The following is a 23,302-nucleotide window of genomic DNA, read 5'->3' as shown; positions in this document are numbered from 1 at the left end:
TCCCGGCTGGAGGCAGACAATGAAAGACGACGACAAGCAACGCCCCTGGTATCGGGAGCCCTGGCCCTGGGTCCTGATTGCCATCCCGGCGGCAGCCGTAATCTGGAGTATTTTCCTGATCATCGTGTCCTTCAATTACCAGGTTTCCATGGTTGAGGATGATTACTATGACGAGGGGATGGGGATTAACCGGGAACTGAGCCGGGATGTGGAGGCCGCCAGTCTTGGGCTGACCGCGGAAGTGGATGCCAGTGCGGGTAAACATCTGGACATTACCCTGAACTCTGAACAGCAGCGTAACTGGGATAAGCTCAAGATTGAACTTCTCCACCCCACCCTTGGCGACCGCGACCAGAGTGTCACCGCACAGCGAACCGGTGCCGGCCAGTACCGGGCACGGATCGATGAGCTCAGTGAGGGACGCTGGTACCTGGATATCCGCAACGCCGACAACGAATGGCGTCTCAAAGGCGAGCTGGAGCTTCCCAGGGAAGAGCCACTGGTTCTGAAGCCCATCCGCGAGGCCCGTGCCAATGACCGACCCGGGTAAAGCCTGCTTTCACTGCGGTGAACCCCTCCCGGATGAGAGCCCCATAAGCGCAACGGTGGCAGGTGCCAAACGGTACTTCTGCTGCTATGGCTGCCGCGCGGTGAGCGACATCATCCGCAACGAGGGGCTGGAACAGTTCTACCAGCAGCGCGAGGCACCGGCGGTTACGCCGGAACCATTGGATGAGCGGGTGCGCGAGGAATGTCTGAACTACGACTCCGAACTGCTCCAGTCGGAAGTGGTTCAGCAACGGGAGGACGGTCTCAGCGAAACCTGGCTCATGGTCGAAGGCCTCACCTGCGCGGCCTGCATCTGGCTCATTGAGCGCCACCTTGAAAAGGTTCCGGGGCTCGAGAGCATCAGCATCAATCACAGCACACAGAGAGCCCACCTTGTCTGGGATCCGGACACAACCAGCCTGGGTCAGCTCCTGCTGGGCATCCGCGAACTTGGCTTTTCAGCCGCTCCCTTTCGCCCCGGTGAATGGGAAAACCGGATCAAGGCGGAACAGAAACGGGCCATGATCCGCATCGGCATTGCCGGCATTGCAAGCTTCCAGACAATGATGCTGGCCTACCCTCTGCAGTTTGGCCTTACGGCGGGAACGGATACCGCCATGATCCAGCTCTTTCGCTGGGCCAGCCTGCTCATCGCGACGCCGGTGGTCCTGTACAGCGCCTTGCCTTTCTTTTCCGGCGCCCTGCGGGATCTGAAGCAGCGCCATCCAGGCATGGACGTTCCCGTCTCCATCGCCATTGCGGGGGGTTACCTCGCGAGTACCTGGGTAACCCTGTTCGGCGGTGAACACGTCTACTTTGAGTCCATCTGCATGTTCACCTTCTTCCTTGGCCTGGGGCGGTTCCTGGAGGCCCGTGCCCGCTATCGGGCCGGCCTGGCCAGCGTGTCACTGATCAACGCCATGCCGGGAACCGCGTTGCGCATCGAGGCCGATGGAGACCACGTGGTGCCCTCCCGGAGCCTGTCGCCCGGAGATGTGATCCGGGTAAGGCCGGGCGATACCCTGGCCGCTGACGGCACCGTTGTAAACGGCCAATCCGCCATTGATGAGTCCATGCTCACCGGCGAGTACCTGCCCGTGTCCCGTCACCCCGGTGACGCCGTCTCGGCTGGTACCCTGAACACGGAGAGCCCACTGGAGGTGCGCGTGGACAAGGCCGGTAATGAGACCCGCCTTTCCGCCATCACGCGCCTCCTTGATCGTGCCCAGGAGGAGAAGCCAGCCACCGCCGTCGCAGCGGACCGTGTGGCCACCTGGTTCGTGACTGGCGTCCTTATTGCCGCCGCCCTCACCTTCATCGCCTGGAGCCTGATCGAACCGGAACGTGCATTCGCCATTGCCCTGGCCGTTCTGGTGGCAACCTGCCCCTGCGCCCTGTCTCTGGCAACGCCAACGGCGCTGACCGTGGCCACCTCCGCGCTGCGCGAAAAAGGCTTCCTGCCAACCCGTGGCACGACGCTGGAAGCGCTCTCAACAGTCGACACCCTGGTTTTTGACAAGACTGGCACCCTCACCCAGGGACGGCTCAATATCACCGGAGTCCAGCTTCTGGGTGACCTTGACGAAACCCAGTGCCAACAGCTGGCCGCCGGCCTTGAGACAGGTTCTGAGCACCCGATTGCGCGGGCGTTTTCAGGAATCGCCGCCAAGCCCTTTTCCCAACTGACCAACACGCCCGGGGAGGGGCTCACCGGCACCCTTGAGGGTAAACGCTACGCCGTTGGCTCAGAGCCCTTTGTGCAGCGCACCCTGGGCCTGGATAGGGCCGTCGCGGAAAGCGATGATGGACAACTGGGTATCTACCTGGCCCGTGATGATGGTTGGCTGGCGCGGATCACGCTGAACGACCAGCCGCGCGCAGACGCCCGGGAGACTCTCGCCGATCTTCGCCGTATGGGGTACCGGGTGATCATGCTCAGCGGGGATCAGTCTGCGCAGGTTACAGAAACGGCTCATGCACTGGGCCTGGATGAATGGCAGGGCCGATGTTCACCGGAGGGCAAGCTCGCCTTCATTCGGAGCCTCGAGGAACAGGGCCATAAAGTAATGATGGTGGGTGATGGCCTCAACGACCTGCCGGTCCTCGCAGGTGCCCGACTATCCGTGGCAGTAGCCGGTGCCAGCGACATCGCGCGGCTGAGAGCCGACGCGATCCTGCTCGGCGAATCACTGCACCCCCTGCGCACCGCGCTGACAATGGCGCCCGCCACGCGACGTGTCATACGACAGAACCTGGGCCTGTCACTCCTTTACAATATCACCATCCTGCCGCTGGCCATGGCTGGACTGATCGTTCCCTGGCTGGCCGCCGCCGGTATGTCCGCCAGTTCGGTTATGGTGGTGATGAATGCCCTTCGCCTTGGACGGATGAAACACCATGGAAATCCTCTACATCCTGATACCACTCACGCTGATCCTGCTTGGCATCGCCGTGCGCGTGCTGATCTGGGCGGTACGCAATGACCAGTTTGACGACCTGGAAGGCCCGGCCCACAGCATTCTTTTTGACGATGACGAGGACCGTATTCCCCCCGAAGCCCGCCAGAAGAAGAAAAGCGATGACACAGAGGATGAGGACGAACACCAATGACTGAATCCCTGCTCGCCACCCTTGCCTCCGCCTTTGCCATAGGCCTGGTGGGAAGCACCCACTGCCTGGGCATGTGTGGCGGCATCGCCAGCTCCATGAGCCTGGCGCTGCCCGTCGGCCCCGGTTACCGCCGCCGCCAGGTCTCTCTCCTCGCCGGTTACAACCTCGGCCGCATCACCAGCTACGCCCTGATCGGACTGCTCGCCGGACTCCCCGGCGCCGCCCTCACCGACGCCACGCCCGCGGCCGGTATGATCCTGAGAACCATCGCCGGCATCATCCTGATCCTGTTGGGCCTGGCCATCGGCCAATGGTGGCAGGGCGTCATGCGCCTGGAAAACATCAGCGCCCCCCTGTGGCAACGCATCGCCCCCCTGACCCAACGCTTCATGCCCGTGGACCGCCTCTCCCGCGCCCTCCCCATGGGCCTGCTCTGGGGCTGGCTCCCCTGCGGCCTCGTCTACAGCACCCTCGCCTGGGCCCTGACCCAGGGCAACGCCGGCCACTCAGCCCTGATCATGTTCTTCTTCGGCCTCGGCACCCTCCCCGCCATGCTCGCCACTGGCCTCCTGGCCCGCCGCATCACCGAACTCCGCCAATCCCGCAGCTTCCGCTCCATTATGGGCATCGCCCTCATCCTTTTCGGCATCTGGACCATCCCGATGGTGCAGCAGCTTTTCCACGGCCACTGACCACGCGTTTGAGTTTGGTCAAGAGCCCCTGACTGCAAAACGGATATAATCCAGTAACGGCGGGAGCGGGTGGGAGTATTGTCAGGGAAGCTCTGAGGCCATGGATGGCCGAAGCGCAGCGTACATGGACGTATTCAAAGCGTTTCCCTGACAATACTCCCACCCGCTCCCGCCGTTACTGGATGGCGAAATGAATCGGTGCGGAGAAAGCCAATGGGGACCGAACGCAACAACCTGCTCTGGAACGAATCCCTGATCCAGCGCTACGACCTGGCGGGCCCACGCTACACCTCCTACCCAACGGCCCTGTCCTTCACCGAAGACTTCACCGTCAGCGACCTGGAAACCGCCGCCACCGAAAGCCGCCAATCCGACCGCCCCCTGTCGCTCTACATCCACATCCCCTTCTGCGCGCACCTCTGCTACTACTGCGCCTGCAACAAGATCGTCACCAAGAAGCGGGAAAAAGCCGCCCCCTACCTCGAACGCCTCTACCGGGAAATCGAGATGAAAGCCCAGCTTTTCGGGGGAACAGAACGCCAGTCACTACAGCTCCACTGGGGCGGCGGCACCCCAACCTTCATCAGCCACGATGAAATGCGCGAACTCATGGGCGTGCTCCACCAGAACTTCAACCTGGCGACGGACGACAGCGGCGACCACTCCATCGAAATCGACCCCCGCGAATGCGGCCCCGACACCCTCGCCGTACTGCGGGAAATCGGCTTCAACCGCATCAGCCTGGGCGTCCAGGACTTCAACCCGAAAGTCCAGAAGGCGGTCAACCGGATCCAGCCCTACGAAATGGTTGCCAACCGCCTGGAAGAAGCCAGAAAACTCGGGTTCCGCTCCATCAACATGGACCTCATCTACGGCCTGCCCCACCAGACCCGCGAATCCTTCCGCGAAACCCTGGACCAGGTCATCGCGCTGCTCCCGGACCGGCTCTCCGTCTTCAACTACGCCCACCTGCCGGACCGCTTCATGCCCCAGCAGCGGATCCGCCAGGAAGACCTCCCGTCACCGGCGGAAAAACTCGATATCCTCCAGGACGCCATCAACCGCCTGCTGGAAGCCGGCTACGTCTACATCGGCATGGACCACTTCGCACGCCCCGACGACAGCCTCGCCATTGCCCAGCGCAACGGCGAACTGCACCGCAACTTCCAGGGCTACACCACCCACGGCCACTGCGACCTCATCGGCATGGGCGTCTCCTCCATCGGCCAGACCGAAAAAGCCTACTTCCAGAACCACCACGACCAGGCCGCCTGGGAACTCGAAGTCGACTTCAACCGGCATCCGCTCAAGAAAGGCTACACCATGACCCCGGAGGACGAACTCCGCCGCTGGGTCATCATGGCCCTCATCTGCCATTTCACCGTGGATAAGAACCTCTTCCGGGAAACCTGGGGCGAATCCTTCGACACCCACTTCGCCGACTGCCGCGAAAGCCTGAACACCATGGAAGCCGACGGCCTCCTCCAGGACACCCCCGACCGCCTCGACGTCCGCCCCCCGGGCCGAATCCTGATCCGGGCCATCTGCCAACTCTTCGACGCCCACCAACAGGCGCAGTCGCAGCGATTTTCAAAGATTATCTAGCGACAGGGAAAGACGCAGATCAGGGCGGAGCAGGGAGGCCTTTCCGGGAAGCTCTGAGGCCATGGATGGCCGAAGCGCAGCGTACAGGGACGTATTTATAGCGGTTCCCGGAAAGGCCTCCCTGCTCCGCCCGTCGGCACTACGCTAGCAATCTAGGGATAATTCAAAGGTTAACGATCTCAACCCGCCCATACCCAGGATCCGGCGACACCACCTCCGGCTCCCCAGAGGAAACCTCACCCCCGAAATCGAACAACTTAGGATCCGCCAGATGCGACGGCGCCACATTCTGGATCGACCGGAACATATTCTCGATGCGCCCCGGAAACCGATGATCCCAGTCATTCAGCAGATCCTTCACCATCTGCCGCTGCAGATTCTCCTGTGACCCACAGAGATTACAGGGAATGATCGGAAACTCCCGCAGCTCCGAATAGGCCTCAATATCCTTCTCCCGGCAATACGCCAACGGCCGGATCACCGTATTACGCCCATCATCACTGAACAGCTTCGGCGGCATCGCCTTCAATGTCCCCCCATGGAACATATTGAGCATCAGGGTTTCCAGAATATCGTCCCGATGATGCCCCAGGGCAATCTTGGTGACGCCCTGCTCTTCCGCAAAGTTATACAGAATGCCGCGACGCAGCCGCGAGCAGAGCCCACAGGTGGTCTTACCCTCCGGCACCTTCTCCTTGACGATGCTGTAGGTATCCTTCTCCAGCACATGGAACTCAACACCCTGCTCGGCCATGTAGTCCGGCAGCACATGTTCCGGAAAGCCTGGCTGCTTCTGATCCAGGTTCACCGCAATCAGCTCGAAGCTGACCGGCGCGCGATGCTGCAGGATCTGGAGCATATCCAGCATGGTGTAGGAATCCTTACCCCCACTGAGACAGACCATGACCCGGTCGCCGTCCTCAATCATGCTGAAGTCGGCGATGGCCCGCCCTGTTTCGCGCTGCAGCCGCTTCTGGAGCCTGTTCCGCTGGTCCTTCGGCGACCTGGTTGCCTTTTCCTGCATGAGCCCATCAACGTGCCGTGAATTCGCGCGAATTATACCGGAATCCGGACCGACTCAACCAGTCGCCAGCACTGCGCCGGGTTTGCATAATTGCGTCCGCCAACTCATAGTAATGGGCATGGAAGCCCCCACAAGACCTGGACCAGTGAAGCCGGCACAGCAGTCACTGAACGAGCTGCTGTCACGCCTTGCCGAGGCGGTTGAGGCCATACTACGCACCCATCCCGACGGGCTGAGCGAGCTGGCACTGCTGCGCGCACTCCAACGCCCCCCATGGAGCGTACTGGGCGAGATTGATTTCAACACACCCGCAGCGCTGTATCCCGTCCACTTCCTCCTGTTCCATACGCTGTACCAGTGGCGCAAGGAACTGGTTACGGAAGGCCGGGAAACACTTGAGATCAATGCCCTGTCCATCCGGTTACGACCGCTGACGGGCGGGGACAGCCGACAGCCGGATCAGGCCGATCCGCTCCAGGCATTCTACCTGGACCTCTCGAACCATGACCTGGGCGAGGCGACCATCAACCGGATGCTGGATGACTTCTGGAACGGGATCCAGCGCCCGCTGGAGAGCGAACTGAACGCCGCCTGCAGCCTGCTGGACATTGAATGCCCGCCGCCAGACCTTGGCACCGCCCAGAAACAGTTCCGGCGGTTGGCCATGACCCATCATCCGGACCGTGGCGGCTCCAAGGAAAGGCTCCAGGACCTCAATCACGCCATTGCAACCATCAAGCACCATTTTCGAGGTTCATCATGAAAGCAAGCAGTATACGCACCTCCTTCCTGGCCGCGGCCATTGCCCTACTCGTCCCGGCTTCAGCCCTGGGCGATGTGTCGATACTGGCCTACCATCACGTATCCGATGACACCCCGCCCTCGACCAGCACCACACCGGACCTGTTCCGGGACCAGCTTGAGGTCATTGAAGGGCTGGATATGGAGGTGGTCCGGCTCAGTGAGAAGACAACCCGGGCAGCGCTTGACGGGCACGAGGATAAGCGTCTGCGCGTGGCACTGACTTTCGACGACGCCTACGAGAGCGTCTATACGAAGGCATGGCCGATACTCAAGGAACGAGGAATACCCTTTACCATCTTCGTCATGACCGATGCGATCGACGACGGCATCAACGGTTACATGAACTGGGATCAACTCAGGGAGCTGGCAGACCATGAGTTGGTCACCATCGGGAACCACACGTCGGATCATGCCTCGCTGCTGAGACGTGAAGGCGAATCCGTAAAACGGCAGACCGAGCGTGTCGCCGCAGCCCTGGATGATGCCGCGGAACGGCTTGAGGAAGAGCTTGGCATTGAGCCCCAACTCTTTGCGCACCCCTACGGCGAGTTTTCAGAAAAGGTTGACCAGTTGCTTGCAGAGCGTGGGTGGTATGGCTTCGCCCAGCATTCGGGGGTACTGGGGCCCGCCTCAAACCCCTACGCGATTCCACGCTTCCCGGTCGCCAACGCCTTCGGGGGTATTGATACACTCAAGGACAAGCTGCGCGCCCGGAACTTCCCGGTGCCCTATAAGAAACTCCCTTCCCCGGTTATCGGAAAAACCAATCCTCCAGCTCTGGAAATGCCCTTACCCGAGGACTGGCGTGCTTCCAGCCTGAACTGTTTTGCTTCCGGCCAGGGTCGGATGGATGTTCAGGCACTGGAGCCTAACGGGGGAACTGTTGCCCGGGTGCAGCCCGAGGCAGCGCTCGAGGGTCGTCGTTCCCGATACAACTGCACTTATCCCGCAACCGAGGGCCGTTTTTACTGGCTTTCCCAGCCCTGGTTCAACCGGGATGCACCTGAGGGCTGACTTCAGGGGATGGTTACCTGGAGGCTGCCGGTGGGGCTGTGATCCACGATTGTCGTGCCGTCAGCCCCATCGGTAATGGTGGTGGTTCCCTTGAGGTCCCGCTCCCGGGTAAAGATCACCAGCCAACGCTCACCGGCCTCTTCACGGAGGGGCACAAAGGCTTCCAGGAACCCGTAGCGGCTCCAGGTTTCTGGGGAAAAGTCGAAAGCAATATCGGTAACCAGCCGCACCGGTTCAAAATTCGCATCCAGGAAGACCAGGTTTGGAAGGAAGGCGCCGTCACGGACGAAGGACTGTACCCGCAGAAGACCCTCCGTATCGGTCCGGGGAAGGCGGATCAGCGCAAAGCGGCTTTTCCCGGTGCTGAACCGGTGGATCGCGCTATCCGCTTTCAAACGGATTCCAACGCCCTGATCCGCCGTCAGCGGAAATGTCTCGATTCGCGGCAATTCTGAACAGCAGTTGCCGGCGAACCTTTCCAGGCGTCCGGCCGCACCCTCAAGTCCAAGGATCCGTTTTGCTTCCGCGCTGGGATTGTAGTCAGGCGCGTCGGCGTCGTCCTTTCGGGTAACCCGGGCGTTGGAGGCCGTCTTCTCTTCCTTTTCCGGCCTGCTTACCCGGGCAATCTTTTCCTCGGATAGGGAATAAGGAGTGTTATGGACCCGGCCTTCGGCATCACGCCAGGTGTAATAGAGTTCCTCGTCTTCCTGGGCGACCTCGTCGGCGGCTGGAAAATTCTCGAGGTTATAGACCGGATGGGACGGCGGCTTCTCCTTTCCCTCGTTCCCGGCCGTATCCTGGGTTTCAGGGGATTTCTCTTCACGCTCCGGTTTCTTCTCCGGCAAGGGGCTGTAACGAACCTGGCCGCGTTCATCGACCCAGGTTCGCATCCCCGCTTCATCAGGTGAAGTCCCCCTGGCACAGCCAGCTAGAATCACCAATACGGCCAGGATGACCCCTATGCGACTAGCAAACATCAACGCTCCGGGAACAGCAAGCAGCGCCTGGATCAGAACCGGCTACGAACAGAGATACCCAATAACTGCGCATGTGTCTCGGCATAAACGTCAAGCCCGGCATAGGGATTGTCCACAATATTGGTAATATTGTCACAGTTGATGCTGCAGCTGGAGTCCGCTGGAATCTTTTTGCTGGATTTCAGCCAGCTGGCATGCATGTCGATATGAGTGTTTTGAGACCATTCATAACCAAGACCAACACCATACAGGTTGGCATCCCAGAGCGGTCCAGAGAGGTTCTCTCCACCCTTTCTGATCGCATTGTTCCGATGCTGGACACCCGCCCGCAGATCAAGCCGGCTGGAAACATGGAACTCAGCTCCATAACCCAAACTCCAGACGTCCTTCTTATTCCGCTCCAGGCGGAGCGAGGTGGGCGTTACCTGTTCGGGGGCAAGGATGCGCGCGGCATTGAGGAATTCCAGCTCACGATCAAACTTTATATCAATGAATTCCTGGGAGTTCATATCCACATAGTCCACATCCGTGTTAATCGTGAGCCAGGGCAGAACCCGCGCACTTATCCCGGTTGAGAAATGCTGGGGATGGGTTTCCTGGAGGCTGATATTCGCCTGTTCCTTTGGGATACCAGAGGGCAGGCTCAGGATCGCCGAACCGATCGCCCCCAGAACAGAACTGTTCACACTCTGCCAGAACCCGCTCCAGTCCTCGGTGTAATCGATCCCCAACTCACCACTGAGACTCATATCGTCCCCCGAACTGTACTGGGCGCCCCAGGTGAACCAGTCCGTCGGCTCCCAGAGAACCCCGAAACGGTAGCTCGGCGAAAGGGTCTCCTCCACTTCAAGCTCAAGGACACCAATGTCCTGCCATGGACCGATCTTGCCCCCGCACAGGGCCAGCCAGGGCGCCAGGGGCTCATTCTTTTCCTCGTCACACCCGAACGCATCCTGGAGCGTGGCGCCGACACCAACCAGCATGTTTGGAGTACGCAAATCCTGAGTGGCGCCAAACGCGTGGTGGGAGAAATTGATACCGGCACCGATGGACCAGTTGTCGTTCACCTGATAGGCAACGGTCGGCGCAAAGTATGTGAACCGTTGCAGGGCAACGTCTTTGATCTGATACCGGCCCGGGTCGTCATCGTCCTTTGAAAAACCAGCATACACCTCCATCCAGGCGCCATTACCAAAGGTGAGTTTCGAGCCGGGCGGCTGGACACTGAAACCTGCGTGGGTCGGTGCCCCGTCAAAGGGCGCTTCTTTCGGTAACTTGACCAAGCCTACACCGGGTACGAACAGCGCTCCCCGGGTCGCGCGACTCTTTGAGTTTGCTGCGGGGTCATGCTCAGCACATTCCATTCCAAAGATATCGCAACCTTCATCCGGCACACTGAATTCGGCTTCAAAGACCGTACGCGCAGCGACAAGTCCAAACTCCCACTGGCGGCCCTCCAGTCTTGAGAGGCCCGCCGGGTTGCGGCGCAGCGCCATTATGCCGGGCGGATCCGCAGTGACCGCATTGCCCAGTGCTGAGGCCTTGGGGTGGACCAGCAGTTGGAACTCAGCCTGGCCGAAGGCGCCCATCGACACAAAAGCCAGCACGATCGCGCCCAGTAACCGTTTGCCCGCGCCTGTTGCTCGCATCAATCGCTACTCCTTGTCGCCTGTTCCCATCCCCTCATCACGATTCAGAAAGGCCTGAAATGTTGATGGGCATGGAAAAGCCGACCGAGAAATCCGGTGCGCCCCGTGTAAGGCCAAAACCGACACTGGTATTGACGATGGTGGTATCGCTGACCCGCGTACCCAGCGACATGTTGATCAACCCCGACATCTGATCACTGGCCGCCGCTTCCGTGCCGTCATTGAAGCGCAGAACGGTCTCATCGCTATAGGTGAGCTGTACCGACATGCTCAGAGAGATGTCATAGGACAGCGAGTAGGAAAAGCCCCCGGAACTGGAGAGTGTGAAACCGGGATCCACCTCCTCGAGCAGGCGGGCGCCGCGAACCTGATTGAGGTCCTTGACGGTATGGTTGTAGCGCAGGCTGCCGGAACCAAACAGTACCACCGGGTCCAGGACTTTAGAGACGCTCGCACCACCAGCGATTGAATAATAACCACTGCCCGTCGAGAGCTGCCGGTTCACGTCAATCTCAAACGGGCTGACCCCGGTTTTCGTACTCAGCGTGGAGAACAGCGTTGTCGACATAGTGCCGGGGACATGCGGATTCGGTTGCCACCGCGTGGTAACCGAGATATCACCTACCCCGTTGGCGTTGAGCTCCTCCTGGGTGTCGAACTTGCTCACCAGGGGGATGCGGGTCCCGATGGTCAGGTTATCCTTGAAGCCGAAATCGTAGCTGAACGAGTTGGTGAAATTATGGGTTGCGCTGGGTGTTACATCCAGATTCCGCACCTGACCATTAACCACTTCAAGGTCCAGACGCTGATCCCCGGAATACGAATAGTTAAAGGAGTAGTTGAGAGAGTGCCGTCCCGCTTCCAGAAGCGAATAGTTCTGCTCTGCCGCCTGGAAGACTTCCTCAAGCTGCTCTTCAGAGCCCTCATCATCTTCCTGTTTGGAGAGCGCTTCACGCGCTTCATCAACGCTTGCACCGTTTTCCTGTGCATGGACTGACGTAGCCATTGCAAAAACCATCGCGATGATTAGGATCAGGGCACAGCCCAGTGGCTGATTCAGACCCGCTTCCTTGTGTTTTTTATGACGCATAACCCCACCAATTGCTTTGCGTTCCGGAAACATACCGTTAACGACCCCTGAAATAGAGCCGTTTCCGGGTATTTTCCACACTTCCGTCCGGATTATTTTTCAGGCGTTCAAGTTCGTTCTGAATATCGCGCTCAAGTGATTCATGAAAGGCTGGAAATTCCTGCCTTGCCTGCAGCGTGAGCGTCTGGTCCTCAATGAAGCGCATATCCTCTTCCTTGAGGGCCAGGTTGTTCAGGGGTGCTTCCTCACCGGGGAAAACGATGAAAAGAACATTGTCACTCCACTTCTGCTTGAAATCATGCAGGGTGAACGACAGGTTGCCCGCAGACGGATCCGCAACAAAAACGCGACCCTCGCGGATATCCCGGACAACCACGAAGTGTTCAAACCCCGCATGCTGGATTGGAACAATCGCAGGGTGGTCCAGTTCCGCCAGATCCGACATCTCCGCCCGGAACCCGCCGGACGGGAAGCCGAGCTCGCTCACCAGCCGCTTCATATCCAGCATGGAAAACGCGCGCCGCTCCACTATCCGTTCACTTTCACCAAACTGAAGCAGCCCCTCCATCACCTGCTTTTCACCCAGATTCTGACCCAGGTAGTGCTGGAGGATGGTAGTCAGGGAAGCGGCCCCGCAACTGTAGTCAAACTGTTGGCGAACAACGTTGCGAAACTTCTGTGCACGGAGGGGCTCCACGGTGTAACGGTGAAGAAGCGAATCCGGGCTTTCATTGTAGTGTTGTTCATAGATGAAGTTACCGCGTGGATACGGTTCTACCTCGGCGACTTCCTGGAGCATCGTGAAACTCAGCAATGATCCGGCCAGAACAAAAAGCATGACGCGCTTCCCTTTCGATAACCGACAACGGGCGGTGTGGGACAAAAGATACCTAAATTGCCGTAACCTTAAAGATAACTGGTCCGCAATTCTCGAGCTGATAAGCCCTTGCAATTCGGGGTCTTGGATTACGCTACCTATTTTGTGAAACAGGTTGGGCCCCTGTTTCCGCCCACAAAAAGAAAGGGCCCCCGTGGGAGGAGGCCCTTTTCAGATCAGCGTGTTCCTGCACTACGGATCAGTCGCGGCTGATCTCGGCCTCGGAACGGAGCTGTTCAAGGTAATAGTAGTAGGCGCTCTGGCCATGCCTCTGGCCGAGTTGCGACTGGATGTTTTCGGCCATCATTGCCGCGGTGTTGTCCTCGGAACCGGTAATGCCAGTCAGCCTGATGAGCGCCATGCCGTCGGGAAGTTCAACAACCTCCGTGCTGAAACCGTCTTCCGGAGGGCGTGGCATCCCGAACGCGGCATCACGGATGATGGCAGGCGCCCCCAGGTCGCCCTGCCGGCCGACATCCTGATAGGTTTCCCACTCAACGCCGAAGGTGCCAGCAATGGACTCGGAATCGGCACCTTCGCTCAGGCGCTGCTCGATCATTTCACGTGCCTTCCGCTCAGTCACGAGCTCACGAATCTGCTCACGCACGGTGTCCAGTTCCTTCTGTTTCTCGGGGTGATATTCACGCACCCTGGCAACAACCGCCCGGTCCTGACTGACTTCAACCAGTTCCGTGTTGAACCCGCCTTCCCGGACGTCCTCGCTGAACAGCTGCTCTTTCAGCTGGGGGTGATCAAAGGGAGCCCGATTGCCGTCACGCGTCACCCCATCACGGGTCTGGATTTCCGCATCGATGAGCTCGCTTGGCGCCTTAAGGTCATACTCGGAATAGGCAATATCGGCCAACTCCTCGCTCAGCTCAACAAACCGGTTGCCGGCCTGCTCCTGGGCAATCTCCTGGCGCAACTCGGATTCCATGTCGCTGAAGGAAGGCGGATCCTGTTTCTCAGTGTCGAGAAGCTTGATGAAATGGGTACCAAAGGAGGTTTCAACAGGGCCGGCAATCCCTCCCTTTTCCTCAATCGAGAACAGCGCCTCCGAGAACGGTTCCGCAAACGCATTCCTGCCGGAGAGCCCCAGCTCGCCCCCATCCTCGGCGCTTGCCGTATCGTCGGAATATTGCCGGGCCAGCTCGCCAAAGTCGGCCCCTTCATCAAGGGCATTACTGACCGTCTCAACCCGGTCAGCATCATCCGCAATCAGAATATGAGCCGGATTTCGCTTCTCTGTCTGGCCCATTTCATCAATCCGCTCCCGGTAACGCGCTCTCACCGTTTCCTCGTCGATGGAATCCGGATCGACCAACTGAGCCTGGTCGAGGGTAATCCAGGCCACGTCAACGGACTCTTCCTGGCTGAACATCGCCTTATTGTCCGCATAGAAGGACTCAATCTCGGATTCACTGACCGTCACGTCATCCATAACTGCCGACAGCGGCACTTCGAGAACATCAAAGTCCCTGGTCTGGGTAAGGAGCCGCGCGATTCGCTTACTCTCAGTTTCCGTCGAGAAGGCGCTGCCCTGGATGACCGCCTGGAGAACCCGGGTCAGGTGATCGCGCTCAATCATTTCCCGGAAACCCTCAACCGTCATGCCCTGATTACGAACCGCCCGGGTGAAGCGCTCCTGACTGAAGGCCCCGTCGACCCGGAACTGTTCGGCCTGAGTGATCATCCGGTCGATGTCCTGAGCGGTCAGCTCCAGACCACGCTCGCGGATATCCTGCTCGATCAGCTTTTCGCGAATCAGCCGATCCAGCACCTCCTCATTGAGCTGGTCCGTATCAATCCTGGAGGAGTCAGGGGTGTCCATCTCCTGCAGGCGCTGCTGGCGAGCGATACGGACGCTGCGCTCAAACTCGCGCTCCGTGATTTCTTCGCCATTGACGGTGGCTACACTGGCCTCACCACTACCTCCGACAATCGAATCCAGCCCCCAGACTGAGAGCGACAGGATCAGAAGCACAATAATGGTTTTCGCAATCGTGCCCTGGGCATTTTCACGGATGTTCTGGAGCATGCCTTCCCTACCTTAACCGGCGCCGTGATGCACGACGCTCCTTGGGTTGAACGTAAAAGGGCGCATCCCTTAACGGCATGCGCCCGATAATGTGCTGGCGGAGCGGACGGGACTCGAACCCGCGACCCCCGGCGTGACAGGCCGGTATTCTAACCAGCTGAACTACCGCTCCGTCGGGAAACGCAGAACGTGCCAGCTGTTACTGGACAGCGTCCTTGAGGGCCTTACCGGCCTTGAAGCTGGGCACCTTGGAAGCGGCGATCTTGATTTCCTGGCCAGTCTGCGGATTCCGACCGGTGCGCGCGGCGCGCTCCTTCACGGAAAAAGTTCCAAAGCCAATGAGGGTTACCTGGTCGCCTTGCTTCAGCGAGTCGGTAATGGAGCCAACCATGGCGTCAAGCGCGCGGCCTGCTGCAGCCTTGGAGATATCGGCAGAATCTGCGATAGCGTCGATCAGTTCGGACTTGTTCACACTAAACCCCTTTTCTTTCCGGTTCCATGTTTTACGTTGTGGTTTTTCTTCGGCGCCACTGACTATGGCACACGCCATCGGAGAATTCCATGGCCGCAGGCCGATGAAGCGCTGATCTGGTTCACAACCCTTCACGCTTACCCTGCGAGCCCTGACAGGGTCGCCCATGGCTCCGCTGTGAGGCGAAATACGTTATACCAACGGCCTCAAAGCGGTGTCAATGATGGCCGGTTCAGTGGGTGTTCACACGCTCACTGTTTTCCGCGTCGTCATCCCGTCCGCCGGCAGGACGCTCGGCCTCCTCGACCGGCAGCGGTTCCGGCTGGTGGGTCAGCGCTATATCGAGTACCTGATCGATCCATTCCACCGGCCGGATATCGAGCGACTCCTTGATGTTATCTGGTATCTCCTTGAGATCACGCACGTTTTCCGCGGGGATAATGACTGTCTTGATGCCGCCACGGTGCGCAGCCAGCAGCTTTTCCTTGAGGCCGCCGATCATCAATACCCGGCCCCGCAGGGTAATCTCACCGGTCATGGCAACGTCCGCACGAACGGGAATACGCGTCAGCGCGGAAATAAGCGCAGTACACATACCGATGCCCGCGCTTGGGCCATCTTTCGGCGTCGCACCTTCCGGAACGTGGATATGAAGGTCGTTCTTCTCGTGGAAGCTTGCCGCAAGCCCCAGGCCCGCGGCACGGCTGCGAACGACCGTGAGCGCCGCCTGAATGGATTCCTGCATCACATCGCCCAGGGAGCCGGTCTTGACCACCTTGCCCTTGCCGGGGCTCACAGCGCACTCCAGGGTCAGCAGTTCGCCACCCACCTGGGTCCAGGCGAGCCCGGTGACCTGCCCAATCTGGTTCTCCTCCTCAGCAAGTCCGTACTTGTGGCGACGCACGCCGGCGTAGTGCTCCAGATCCTCCGGGCCGACTACCAGCGACTTGCGCTCACCCGCCTCAACGTGTTCACGCACCACCTTGCGGCAGATCTTGGCGATCTCCCGCTCAAGATTACGCACCCCGGCCTCACGGGTGTAGTAACGGATGATGGCCTGGAAGGTCTCATCCGGGATCTGCAGTTCTTCCGCCTTCAGGCCATTGGCCTTGAGCTGCTTGGTCAGCAGGTACTTGCGGGCAATGTTGACCTTCTCATCCTCGGTATAGCCCGGAATGCGGATGATCTCCATCCGGTCCAGCAGCGCCGAGGGAATGTTCATGGAGTTGGAGGTGCACACGAACATGACGTCGGACAGGTCGTATTCCAGCTCCAGGTAGTGATCGTTAAAGGTATGATTCTGTTCGGGATCCAGGACTTCCAGAAGCGCTGAGGAGGGATCCCCGCGATGGTCCATACCCATCTTGTCCACCTCGTCCAGGAGGAACAGCGGGTTCTTGACGCCCACCTTGGACAGCTTCTGAATGATCTTGCCCGGCAGCGCGCCGATATAGGTGCGCCGGTGTCCCCGTATCTCGGCTTCATCCCGGACACCGCCCAATGCCATACGGGTGTATTTGCGATTGGTTGCGCGCGCGATGGATTGGCCCAGTGAGGTCTTGCCCACACCGGGAGGCCCCACAAGGCAGAGCACCGGGCCCTTGATCTTGCGCACCCGGCTCTGCACGGCCAGGTACTCGAGGATCCGTTCCTTGACCTCGTCAAGGCCGTAGTGGTCCTCATCCAGGATATCTCTGGCACGGTCAATATCATGGCGTACCCGGCTGCGCTTCTTCCAGGGCACCGCCAGGAGCCAGTCTATGAAGCCACGCACGACCGTTGCCTCTGCGGACATGGGGGACATCATCTTGAGCTTGTTCAGCTCCGCCTCGGCCTTCTCACGGGCTTCCTTGGGCATGCCGGAGGATTCAATGCGCTGCTCCAGGTCCTCGAAGTCCTGGCCACTGCCATCGCCAAGCTGCCCCATTTCCTTCTGAATGGCCTTCATCTGCTCATTCAGGTAGTACTCGCGCTGACTGCGCTCCATCTGTTTCTTGACCCGACCGCGGATGCGCTTTTCCACCTCGATCAAATCAATCTCACTGTCGAGCTTACCGAGAAGCGTCTCAATCCGCTGGCGCAGATCCACCTGTTCCAGCAGTTCCTGCTTTTCCGGGACCTTGAGCTCGAGATGGGAGGCCATGGTGTCGGCAAGGCGGTCCAGCTCCTCAATGCCGGTCAGGCTGTTGCTGACTTCGGAGGGGACCTTCTTGGAGAGTTTGGCAAACTTCTCAAACTCTTCCATCAGGGTGCGCACCAGCACCTCTTCCTCACGCTCATCGACACCGGTCTCAGCAAGCTCCTGGGCCTGGGCCCCCAGGAAATGCTCGCCTTCCGTCAGGGAATCAACCGATGCACGGGCACTCCCCTCAACGAGCACCTTGACGGTACCGTCCGGGAGCCGAAGCATCTGCAGAACCGTGGCGATCGTCCCAATACGGTAAAGGTCGCCGTCGCCGGGATCATCCGTCTCGGCGTCCTTCTGCGCCACAAGCAGAATCTGTTTGTTGTCTTCCATGGCCGCTTCAAGCGCGTTGATGGACTTCTCGCGACCCACAAAAAGCGGGACAACCATGTGCGGGAAAACCACCACGTCGCGCAGCGGCAGCATGGGGAGTTCATAAAGGGTCTGGCCCTGGGGCTGATCTGTCATGCTGATTCCTCTGGGCTGGGATACTGACGCCAGCATCCGTAACTTGACTGGACCGGTGCGCTGCAAAGCGGGCACCGGCATCTGTTCTAAAGATGGGGGTTCCGGGAGCTGTATTCAACCCATACAAAAAAGGGGCCTGTCTTCAGCCCCTTTTTCGATCGCAATGATACAACCGCAAAGCCCCCGATGGGGCCTGCAAACCCGGAATCAGTCTTCCGGGACCGCCCTGGCTGTCTCCTGGTTGCCATAGATCTTGATGGGGGCAGAGTCTCCGTTGACCACGCTCTCATCAATAACAACCTTGCAGACGTCCGGCTCCGAGGGAATCTCATACATGGTGTCGAGCAGGATACTCTCCATGATCGAGCGCAGCCCACGAGCACCGCTCTTGCGCTCCATTGCCTTGCGAGCCACAGCGCGAAGCGCGTCATCGCGGAAATCCAGCTCCACATCCTCAATATCGAACAGCTGCTGATACTGCTTTGTCAGCGCATTCTTCGGCTGCGTCAGAATCTCGATCAGCGCATCCTCGTCCAACTCCGAGAGTGTCGCCACAACCGGCAGACGACCCACGAACTCCGGGATCAGCCCATACTTCACCAGATCCTCGGTCTCGACAGACTTCAGGATCTCCGAGGTACTCTTGTCATCCGTCTGACTGACCACCTTGGCCGCAAAACCGATACTGGTTTTCTCGGAGCGGTCACGGATCACCTTATCCAGCCCGGCGAATGCACCACCGCAGATGAAGAGCATCCCGGCGGTATCCACCTGCAGGAACTCCTGCTGGGGATGCTTTCGCCCTCCCTGAGGTGGAACCGACGCGACAGTGCCCTCAATAAGCTTCAGAAGTGCCTGCTGGACGCCCTCGCCGGAGACGTCCCGGGTGATCGAGGGATTATCAGACTTGCGCGAGACCTTGTCGATCTCGTCGATATAGACGATGCCACGCTGGGCCTTGTCCACATCGTAATCGCATTTCTGCAGCAGTTTCTGGATGATGTTCTCAACGTCCTCACCGACGTAGCCCGCCTCTGTCAGCGTTGTGGCGTCGGCAATCGTGAAGGGAACATTGAGCATGCGCGCAAGCGTTTCCGCCAGCAGCGTCTTGCCGCTGCCGGTGGGCCCGATCAGGAGTATATTACTCTTGCCGAGTTCGACTTCCGGGCGGGACTCACCAAAGCGCAGGCGCTTGTAGTGGTTATACACCGCTACGGACAGTACGACCTTGGCCCGATCCTGGCCAATCACGTACTCATCCAGGGTTTCCTTGATCTCGTGAGGCGAAGGCAGACGATCGCTCGGCTCTTCCTGCGTCGTTTCCTGGATTTCTTCCCGGATAATGTCGTTGCATAGATCAACGCATTCGTCGCAGATAAACACGGAAGGCCCCGCGATCAGTTTCCGGACCTCGTGCTGGCTTTTGCCGCAGAACGAACAATACAGCAGCTTGCCGTTATCGTCGCCCCTGCCGCTACCTTTCTCTGCCATTGATTTACCTCTGTTTTCTTTCTGAAAACCGCTTTTCCCCGCCCCACTCGGGGCAGGAGGCGGCAAAAACGGGAATTGCTACCAGTATTATGTATTACCCGCGCGTTTATCAAGTACCGAGTCGACCAGCCCGTACTCAGCGGCCTCATAGGCATCCATGAAATTATCCCTATCCGTGTCCTGGGCAATCCGCTCGTAGGACTGGCCGGTATGGTGCGCCAGAATCTGGTTGAGCTTTTCCTTGGTCTTCAGGATCTCACGGGTATGAATCTCAATGTCGGATGCCTGGCCCTGGAAGCCACCCAGCGGCTGATGGATCATCACCCGCGAATTCGGCAGGCAGTAACGCTTGCCGGGAGCACCGGCACCCAGAAGCAGCGCGCCCATACTGGCTGCCTGACCAACACAGAGCGTGGAAACATCGGGCTTGATGAATTCCATGGTGTCGTAGATGGCCATGCCCGCTGTTACTGCACCGCCGGGGGAGTTGATATAGAAGTGAATATCCTTGTCCGGGTTCTCGGACTCAAGGAACAGCAGCTGCGCCACGATCAGATTGGCCGTATGGTCTTCGACCGGGCCAACCAGAAAGATCACCCGTTCCTTGAGCAGGCGGGAGAATATGTCGAAAGACCGTTCCCCCCGGGCCGTCTGCTCAATCACCATCGGGATCAGGCCGCTGTTGGTGATGTCACTGCCGCCTTCGGACATTGAGTTACTCATGATCGTGGTCGTCTCCCGGTTTGTAACCGTTTTGCTGCGTCACCACAGCAGTATTTCACATTGATTGACTCGGGAGAGTGTAGCCGATTCTCCCGAATCTGCAGTGGCCCTGTTGACGTTAACCCGCTGCCTGGTTGGGCGGCTGCACCGCATCCTCGTACTTGTATTTCTTCTCCTTGACCTTGGCCTGGTCAAGTACATGATCAACAACCTGATCCTCAAGGACGGCAGACTCAATCTGCTGTTTCTGGTCCGGGTTGTTGTTGTAATGCTCGACGACTTCGTCCGGATCCTGATAGGTGGAAGCAATATCACGGATACGCTCGTCGACCTTCTCCGGATCGGGTTCAAGGTCATTATCCTTGACCAGCTGCTGGAAGATCAGCCCTGTCTTGATCCGGCGCACGGCCTGGTCCTGGAAGAGCTCCGAAGGCAGCTGTGACGCATCCATCTGGCCGCCGAACTGCTGTACGGCTTCCTGCTTCATCCGGTCGATTTCCTGATCGACCATGGACTGCGGAACTTCAACCTCGGTAACTTCAAGCAGCCCGTCGATTACCTGCTGCTTGACGCGGTTGTTGATCCCGTTCTTGAGCTCGCGCTCCATGTTCTTGCGGACTTCTTCCCGGAACTCTTCCTCGGTCTCCGCCTGGACACCGAACTGCTCGAAGAACTCTTTCTCAAGCGCCGGTAGCTGAGGCTCTTCCACTTTCTTGATGGTGACCTCAAACTGCGCCTGCTTGCCCGCGAGCTCTTCGTTCTGGTAGTCCTCGGGGAATGTCACATCAAGCGTGTGCTCCTCCCCTGTCTTGGCGCCGACGAGCTGATCTTCCATGTCCTTGATCAGCTGGCCCTCACCAAGCGTAATCTGCTGATCTTCCGCGCTGCCTCCTTCAAAGGCTTCACCATCCATTGTGCCCTTGAAGTCGATGGTCATGACATCCTTCTTCTTGGCCTTGCGCTTCACTTCCTTGTACGTTGCCTGTTGGCGGCGCAGATTATCGATCATCTTCTTGATGTCTTTGTCCTGCACCTCGGACACGGGCTTCTCAACGCTGATCTTGCTCAGGTCCCCCACTTCGAGGTCAGGCATAACTTCAAACACGGCAACAAACTCGAAATCCTTGCCTTCTTCCACGGTCTTGGGCTCGAAGCGTGGCTGACCAGCCGGCTGTACGTCTTCCTGCTGGATCGCCTCCATGTAGGAGTTGCGCATCACTTCACCCAGCACCTCCTGGCGAACGCCCTGCCCGAAGCGCTTGCGCACAACCTTCAGCGGGACCTTGCCCGGACGGAAACCGTTCAGCCGAACGGACTTGGCCGCCTCCTGGAGGCGCTTATCAACTTCCTGTTCAACCTGTTCGGCGGGCACGCCAATGGTCATCCGACGCTCGATATTGGACGTCGATTCAAGAGAGACTTGCATGGATTATCCTCAGTTATTGCCGTTCTGATTCAATGTAAAGCCGGGGATCATAGAAACGAAAAGCCTTCTTGGCAAGACCGCAAGAGGCAGGTCGACGATTCTATCACGTTAAGACGACACGGGGGGAGCGGTTGCATCAGCGGGAAATCTGGTGCGAAAGGAGAGACTCGAACTCTCACGGGTTGCCCCACTGGAACCTAAATCCAGCGCGTCTACCAGTTCCGCCACTTTCGCACGTCATTGGAAGGGTCATTATCCGGAACGCTGGAATCTGGAAAATGGGGTGGACGAAGGGGATCGAACCCTCGACCGCAGGAGTCACAATCCTGAGCTCTACCAACTGAGCTACGTCCACCACTAAAAACTTCACCATTGCCGTCGTCAAGGTTGGCGCGCCCGGTAGGACTTGAACCTACGACCTACGGCTTAGAAGGCCGGTGCTCTATCCAGCTGAGCTACGGGCGCATTCTGTATAATGTCTGGTCGGGGTAGAGAGATTCGAACTCCCGACATCCTGCTCCCAAAGCAGGCGCGCTACCAGACTGCGCTATACCCCGTTAAAACTCACCTGCGCCGGCTCTCAGCGAAGTTGGAGCGAATCATACCGGCCGCTTTTAACAGCGTCAATACTCTGTTTCCGAGACTCGCCCCACAACCGGAATAATTGGCGGCGGCGGGTAAAACTGCGACAATTATGCCTTTTACAGAATCGCATTCACAGGCCCGATACATGACAGCGCAGATTATCGACGGCAAGAGCATTGCCCTGGACATTCGCAGGGAAGTTGCGGAGCAGGTTCGCCAACGAACAGCCAGCGGTAAACGTCCTCCGGGGCTCGCCGTGGTGCTCGTGGGCTCCGATCCCGCTTCCAGCGTCTATGTGCGCAAAAAACGCGAAGCCTGTGAGGAAGCCGGCTTCCACGCCGAGGACCATGACCTGGATCCGAACACGACCCAGGAAACGCTGAATGCCCTCATTGAGCAGTTGAACGAGGATCCGGCCATTGATGGCATCCTGGTCCAGCTTCCCCTGCCGGACCATCTCGACGCGGATGAGATGCTGCTACGCATTCGCCCTGACAAGGATGTGGACGGCTTCCACCCCTACAACGTGGGGCGCCTGTGTCAACGCAAGCCTGAGCTGCGCCCCTGCACCCCGGCAGGCATCATCCATTTGCTGGACGCCATTGGCACACCCTACAAGGGTCAGCACGCGGTGATCGTGGGTGCTTCGAATATTGTGGGGCGCCCGATGACCATGGAACTCCTTTTAAAGGGCACCACGGTGACCGTGACCCATCGCTTTACCGGCGACCTGCCCCGCTTTGTGGCCGACGCGGATCTGCTGATTGCCGCCGCAGGCAAGCCGGGGCTGATTGACGGCGAATGGGTGAAACCCGGATCAACAGTGATTGACGTAGGCATTAACCGGACCGAATCCGGCAAGCTGATCGGAGACGTGGGCTTCGACGCAGCCTCACGGCGTGCGGGCTGGATTACGCCGGTGCCTGGGGGTGTGGGGCCGATGACGATTGCAATGCTGCTCCGTAATACCCTGGAGGCTGCTAACAACCACGACGGCTGAGTTCGTGCATGTTGCGAAGGAGG

The 23,302-nt window shown here is 59.0% G+C and carries 19 protein-coding genes and 5 tRNA genes; 8 read left to right on the top strand and 16 right to left on the bottom strand.

From position 1 onward, the window contains the following. The first annotated feature begins 19 nt into the window (after positions 1-19). The 5 genes from DES49_RS11500 (at position 20) to hemN (ending at position 5,456) form a co-directional block, all read left to right on the top strand. On the top strand, positions 20-550 hold the full coding sequence (locus DES49_RS11500; RefSeq protein ID WP_133736568.1) for a FixH family protein: 531 nt from the start codon (positions 20-22) through the stop codon (positions 548-550). Then, positions 534-3,032, top strand: coding sequence for a heavy metal translocating P-type ATPase (locus DES49_RS11495; protein WP_133736567.1), 2,499 nt, complete (start codon positions 534-536; stop codon positions 3,030-3,032). Before DES49_RS11500 ends, DES49_RS11495 begins: the two co-directional genes overlap by 17 nt. Further along, positions 2,947-3,159: a cbb3-type cytochrome oxidase assembly protein CcoS gene (gene ccoS, locus DES49_RS11490; RefSeq protein WP_133736566.1), complete on the top strand. Its 213-nt coding sequence runs from the start codon at positions 2,947-2,949 to the stop codon at positions 3,157-3,159. The genes DES49_RS11495 and ccoS overlap by 86 nt, the downstream gene beginning before the upstream one ends. After that, positions 3,156-3,851 carry a sulfite exporter TauE/SafE family protein gene (locus tag DES49_RS11485; protein ID WP_133736565.1) on the top strand — a complete coding sequence of 232 codons (696 nt, stop codon included), beginning with the start codon at positions 3,156-3,158 and terminating at the stop codon, positions 3,849-3,851. The genes ccoS and DES49_RS11485 overlap by 4 nt, the downstream gene beginning before the upstream one ends. Before the next feature lie 213 nt (positions 3,852-4,064). Next, on the top strand, positions 4,065-5,456 hold the full coding sequence (gene hemN / locus DES49_RS11480; protein WP_133736564.1) for an oxygen-independent coproporphyrinogen III oxidase: 1,392 nt from the start codon (positions 4,065-4,067) through the stop codon (positions 5,454-5,456). A gap of 163 nt (positions 5,457-5,619) precedes the next feature. On the opposite strand, the gene ttcA is transcribed toward hemN, so the two are convergent. Beyond that, a complete protein-coding gene (ttcA, locus tag DES49_RS11475; protein ID WP_133736563.1) occupies positions 5,620-6,480 on the bottom strand; it encodes a tRNA 2-thiocytidine(32) synthetase TtcA in 861 nt (286 codons plus the stop codon). Between the two features lie 145 nt (positions 6,481-6,625). Between ttcA and DES49_RS11470 the strand changes: the two genes are divergently transcribed. Further along, positions 6,626-7,243, top strand: a complete 618-nt coding sequence (locus tag DES49_RS11470; protein ID WP_166646068.1) for a DNA-J related domain-containing protein — start codon at positions 6,626-6,628, stop codon at positions 7,241-7,243. Beyond that, entirely contained in the window at positions 7,240-8,298 is a 1,059-nt protein-coding gene (locus tag DES49_RS11465; RefSeq protein WP_133736561.1) for a polysaccharide deacetylase family protein, read from the top strand. The genes DES49_RS11470 and DES49_RS11465 overlap by 4 nt, the downstream gene beginning before the upstream one ends. A gap of 2 nt (positions 8,299-8,300) precedes the next feature. Here DES49_RS11465 and DES49_RS11460 read toward each other — a convergent pair whose 3' ends face one another. The 15 genes from DES49_RS11460 to DES49_RS11390 all read right to left on the bottom strand — a co-directional run bounded on the left by DES49_RS11460 (position 8,301) and on the right by DES49_RS11390 (position 22,251). Beyond that, positions 8,301-9,188 carry a MalM family protein gene (locus tag DES49_RS11460; protein WP_166646067.1) on the bottom strand — a complete coding sequence of 296 codons (888 nt, stop codon included), beginning with the start codon at positions 9,186-9,188 and terminating at the stop codon, positions 8,301-8,303. 119 nt (positions 9,189-9,307) lie between these two features. Further along, entirely contained in the window at positions 9,308-10,924 is a 1,617-nt protein-coding gene (locus tag DES49_RS11455; protein ID WP_133736559.1) for an OmpP1/FadL family transporter, read from the bottom strand. Positions 10,925-10,961: 37 nt separating this feature from the next. Beyond that, entirely contained in the window at positions 10,962-11,942 is a 981-nt protein-coding gene (locus tag DES49_RS11450; RefSeq protein WP_133736663.1) for a transporter, read from the bottom strand. A 109-nt stretch (positions 11,943-12,051) separates the two neighbouring features. After that, positions 12,052-12,852 carry a C39 family peptidase gene (locus DES49_RS11445; protein WP_133736558.1) on the bottom strand — a complete coding sequence of 267 codons (801 nt, stop codon included), beginning with the start codon at positions 12,850-12,852 and terminating at the stop codon, positions 12,052-12,054. A gap of 238 nt (positions 12,853-13,090) precedes the next feature. Next, on the bottom strand, positions 13,091-14,929 hold the full coding sequence (locus DES49_RS11440; RefSeq protein WP_133736557.1) for a SurA N-terminal domain-containing protein: 1,839 nt from the start codon (positions 14,927-14,929) through the stop codon (positions 13,091-13,093). 95 nt (positions 14,930-15,024) lie between these two features. Then, positions 15,025-15,101 (bottom strand) — tRNA-Asp (locus tag DES49_RS11435). Positions 15,102-15,128: 27 nt separating this feature from the next. Further along, complete coding sequence (gene hupB / locus DES49_RS11430) at positions 15,129-15,401, bottom strand: nucleoid-associated protein HU-beta (RefSeq protein ID WP_133736556.1); 273 nt, start codon at positions 15,399-15,401, stop codon at positions 15,129-15,131. Positions 15,402-15,633: 232 nt separating this feature from the next. Next, complete coding sequence (gene lon, locus DES49_RS11425) at positions 15,634-18,054, bottom strand: endopeptidase La (protein ID WP_133736555.1); 2,421 nt, start codon at positions 18,052-18,054, stop codon at positions 15,634-15,636. A 207-nt stretch (positions 18,055-18,261) separates the two neighbouring features. Beyond that, positions 18,262-19,545 (bottom strand): ATP-dependent Clp protease ATP-binding subunit ClpX, encoded by a 1,284-nt coding sequence (gene clpX / locus DES49_RS11420; RefSeq protein ID WP_133736554.1) that lies wholly within the window; start codon positions 19,543-19,545, stop codon positions 18,262-18,264. Positions 19,546-19,632: 87 nt separating this feature from the next. After that, entirely contained in the window at positions 19,633-20,268 is a 636-nt protein-coding gene (clpP, locus tag DES49_RS11415) for an ATP-dependent Clp endopeptidase proteolytic subunit ClpP (RefSeq protein ID WP_424955233.1), read from the bottom strand. Positions 20,269-20,386: 118 nt separating this feature from the next. Beyond that, complete coding sequence (gene tig, locus DES49_RS11410) at positions 20,387-21,694, bottom strand: trigger factor (protein ID WP_133736553.1); 1,308 nt, start codon at positions 21,692-21,694, stop codon at positions 20,387-20,389. Between the two features lie 149 nt (positions 21,695-21,843). Then, positions 21,844-21,928: transfer RNA gene (locus tag DES49_RS11405), tRNA-Leu, on the bottom strand. Between the two features lie 45 nt (positions 21,929-21,973). Beyond that, positions 21,974-22,049 (bottom strand) — tRNA-His (locus DES49_RS11400). A gap of 33 nt (positions 22,050-22,082) precedes the next feature. Continuing rightward, positions 22,083-22,159, bottom strand: a tRNA-Arg gene (locus tag DES49_RS11395). 15 nt (positions 22,160-22,174) lie between these two features. Continuing rightward, positions 22,175-22,251 (bottom strand) — tRNA-Pro (locus DES49_RS11390). A gap of 173 nt (positions 22,252-22,424) precedes the next feature. Between DES49_RS11390 and folD the strand changes: the two genes are divergently transcribed. Further along, positions 22,425-23,279 (top strand): bifunctional methylenetetrahydrofolate dehydrogenase/methenyltetrahydrofolate cyclohydrolase FolD, encoded by an 855-nt coding sequence (gene folD / locus DES49_RS11385; RefSeq protein ID WP_133736552.1) that lies wholly within the window; start codon positions 22,425-22,427, stop codon positions 23,277-23,279. The last annotated feature ends 23 nt before the right edge of the window (positions 23,280-23,302 follow it).

Origin of the sequence: Halospina denitrificans (assembly GCF_004364635.1) — a bacterium.
Taxonomy (GTDB): Bacteria; Pseudomonadota; Gammaproteobacteria; order Pseudomonadales; family Oleiphilaceae; genus Halospina; species Halospina denitrificans.
The sequence above is the reverse complement of the archived record's forward strand: the minus strand, read 5'-3'. Positions and strand labels throughout refer to the sequence as shown.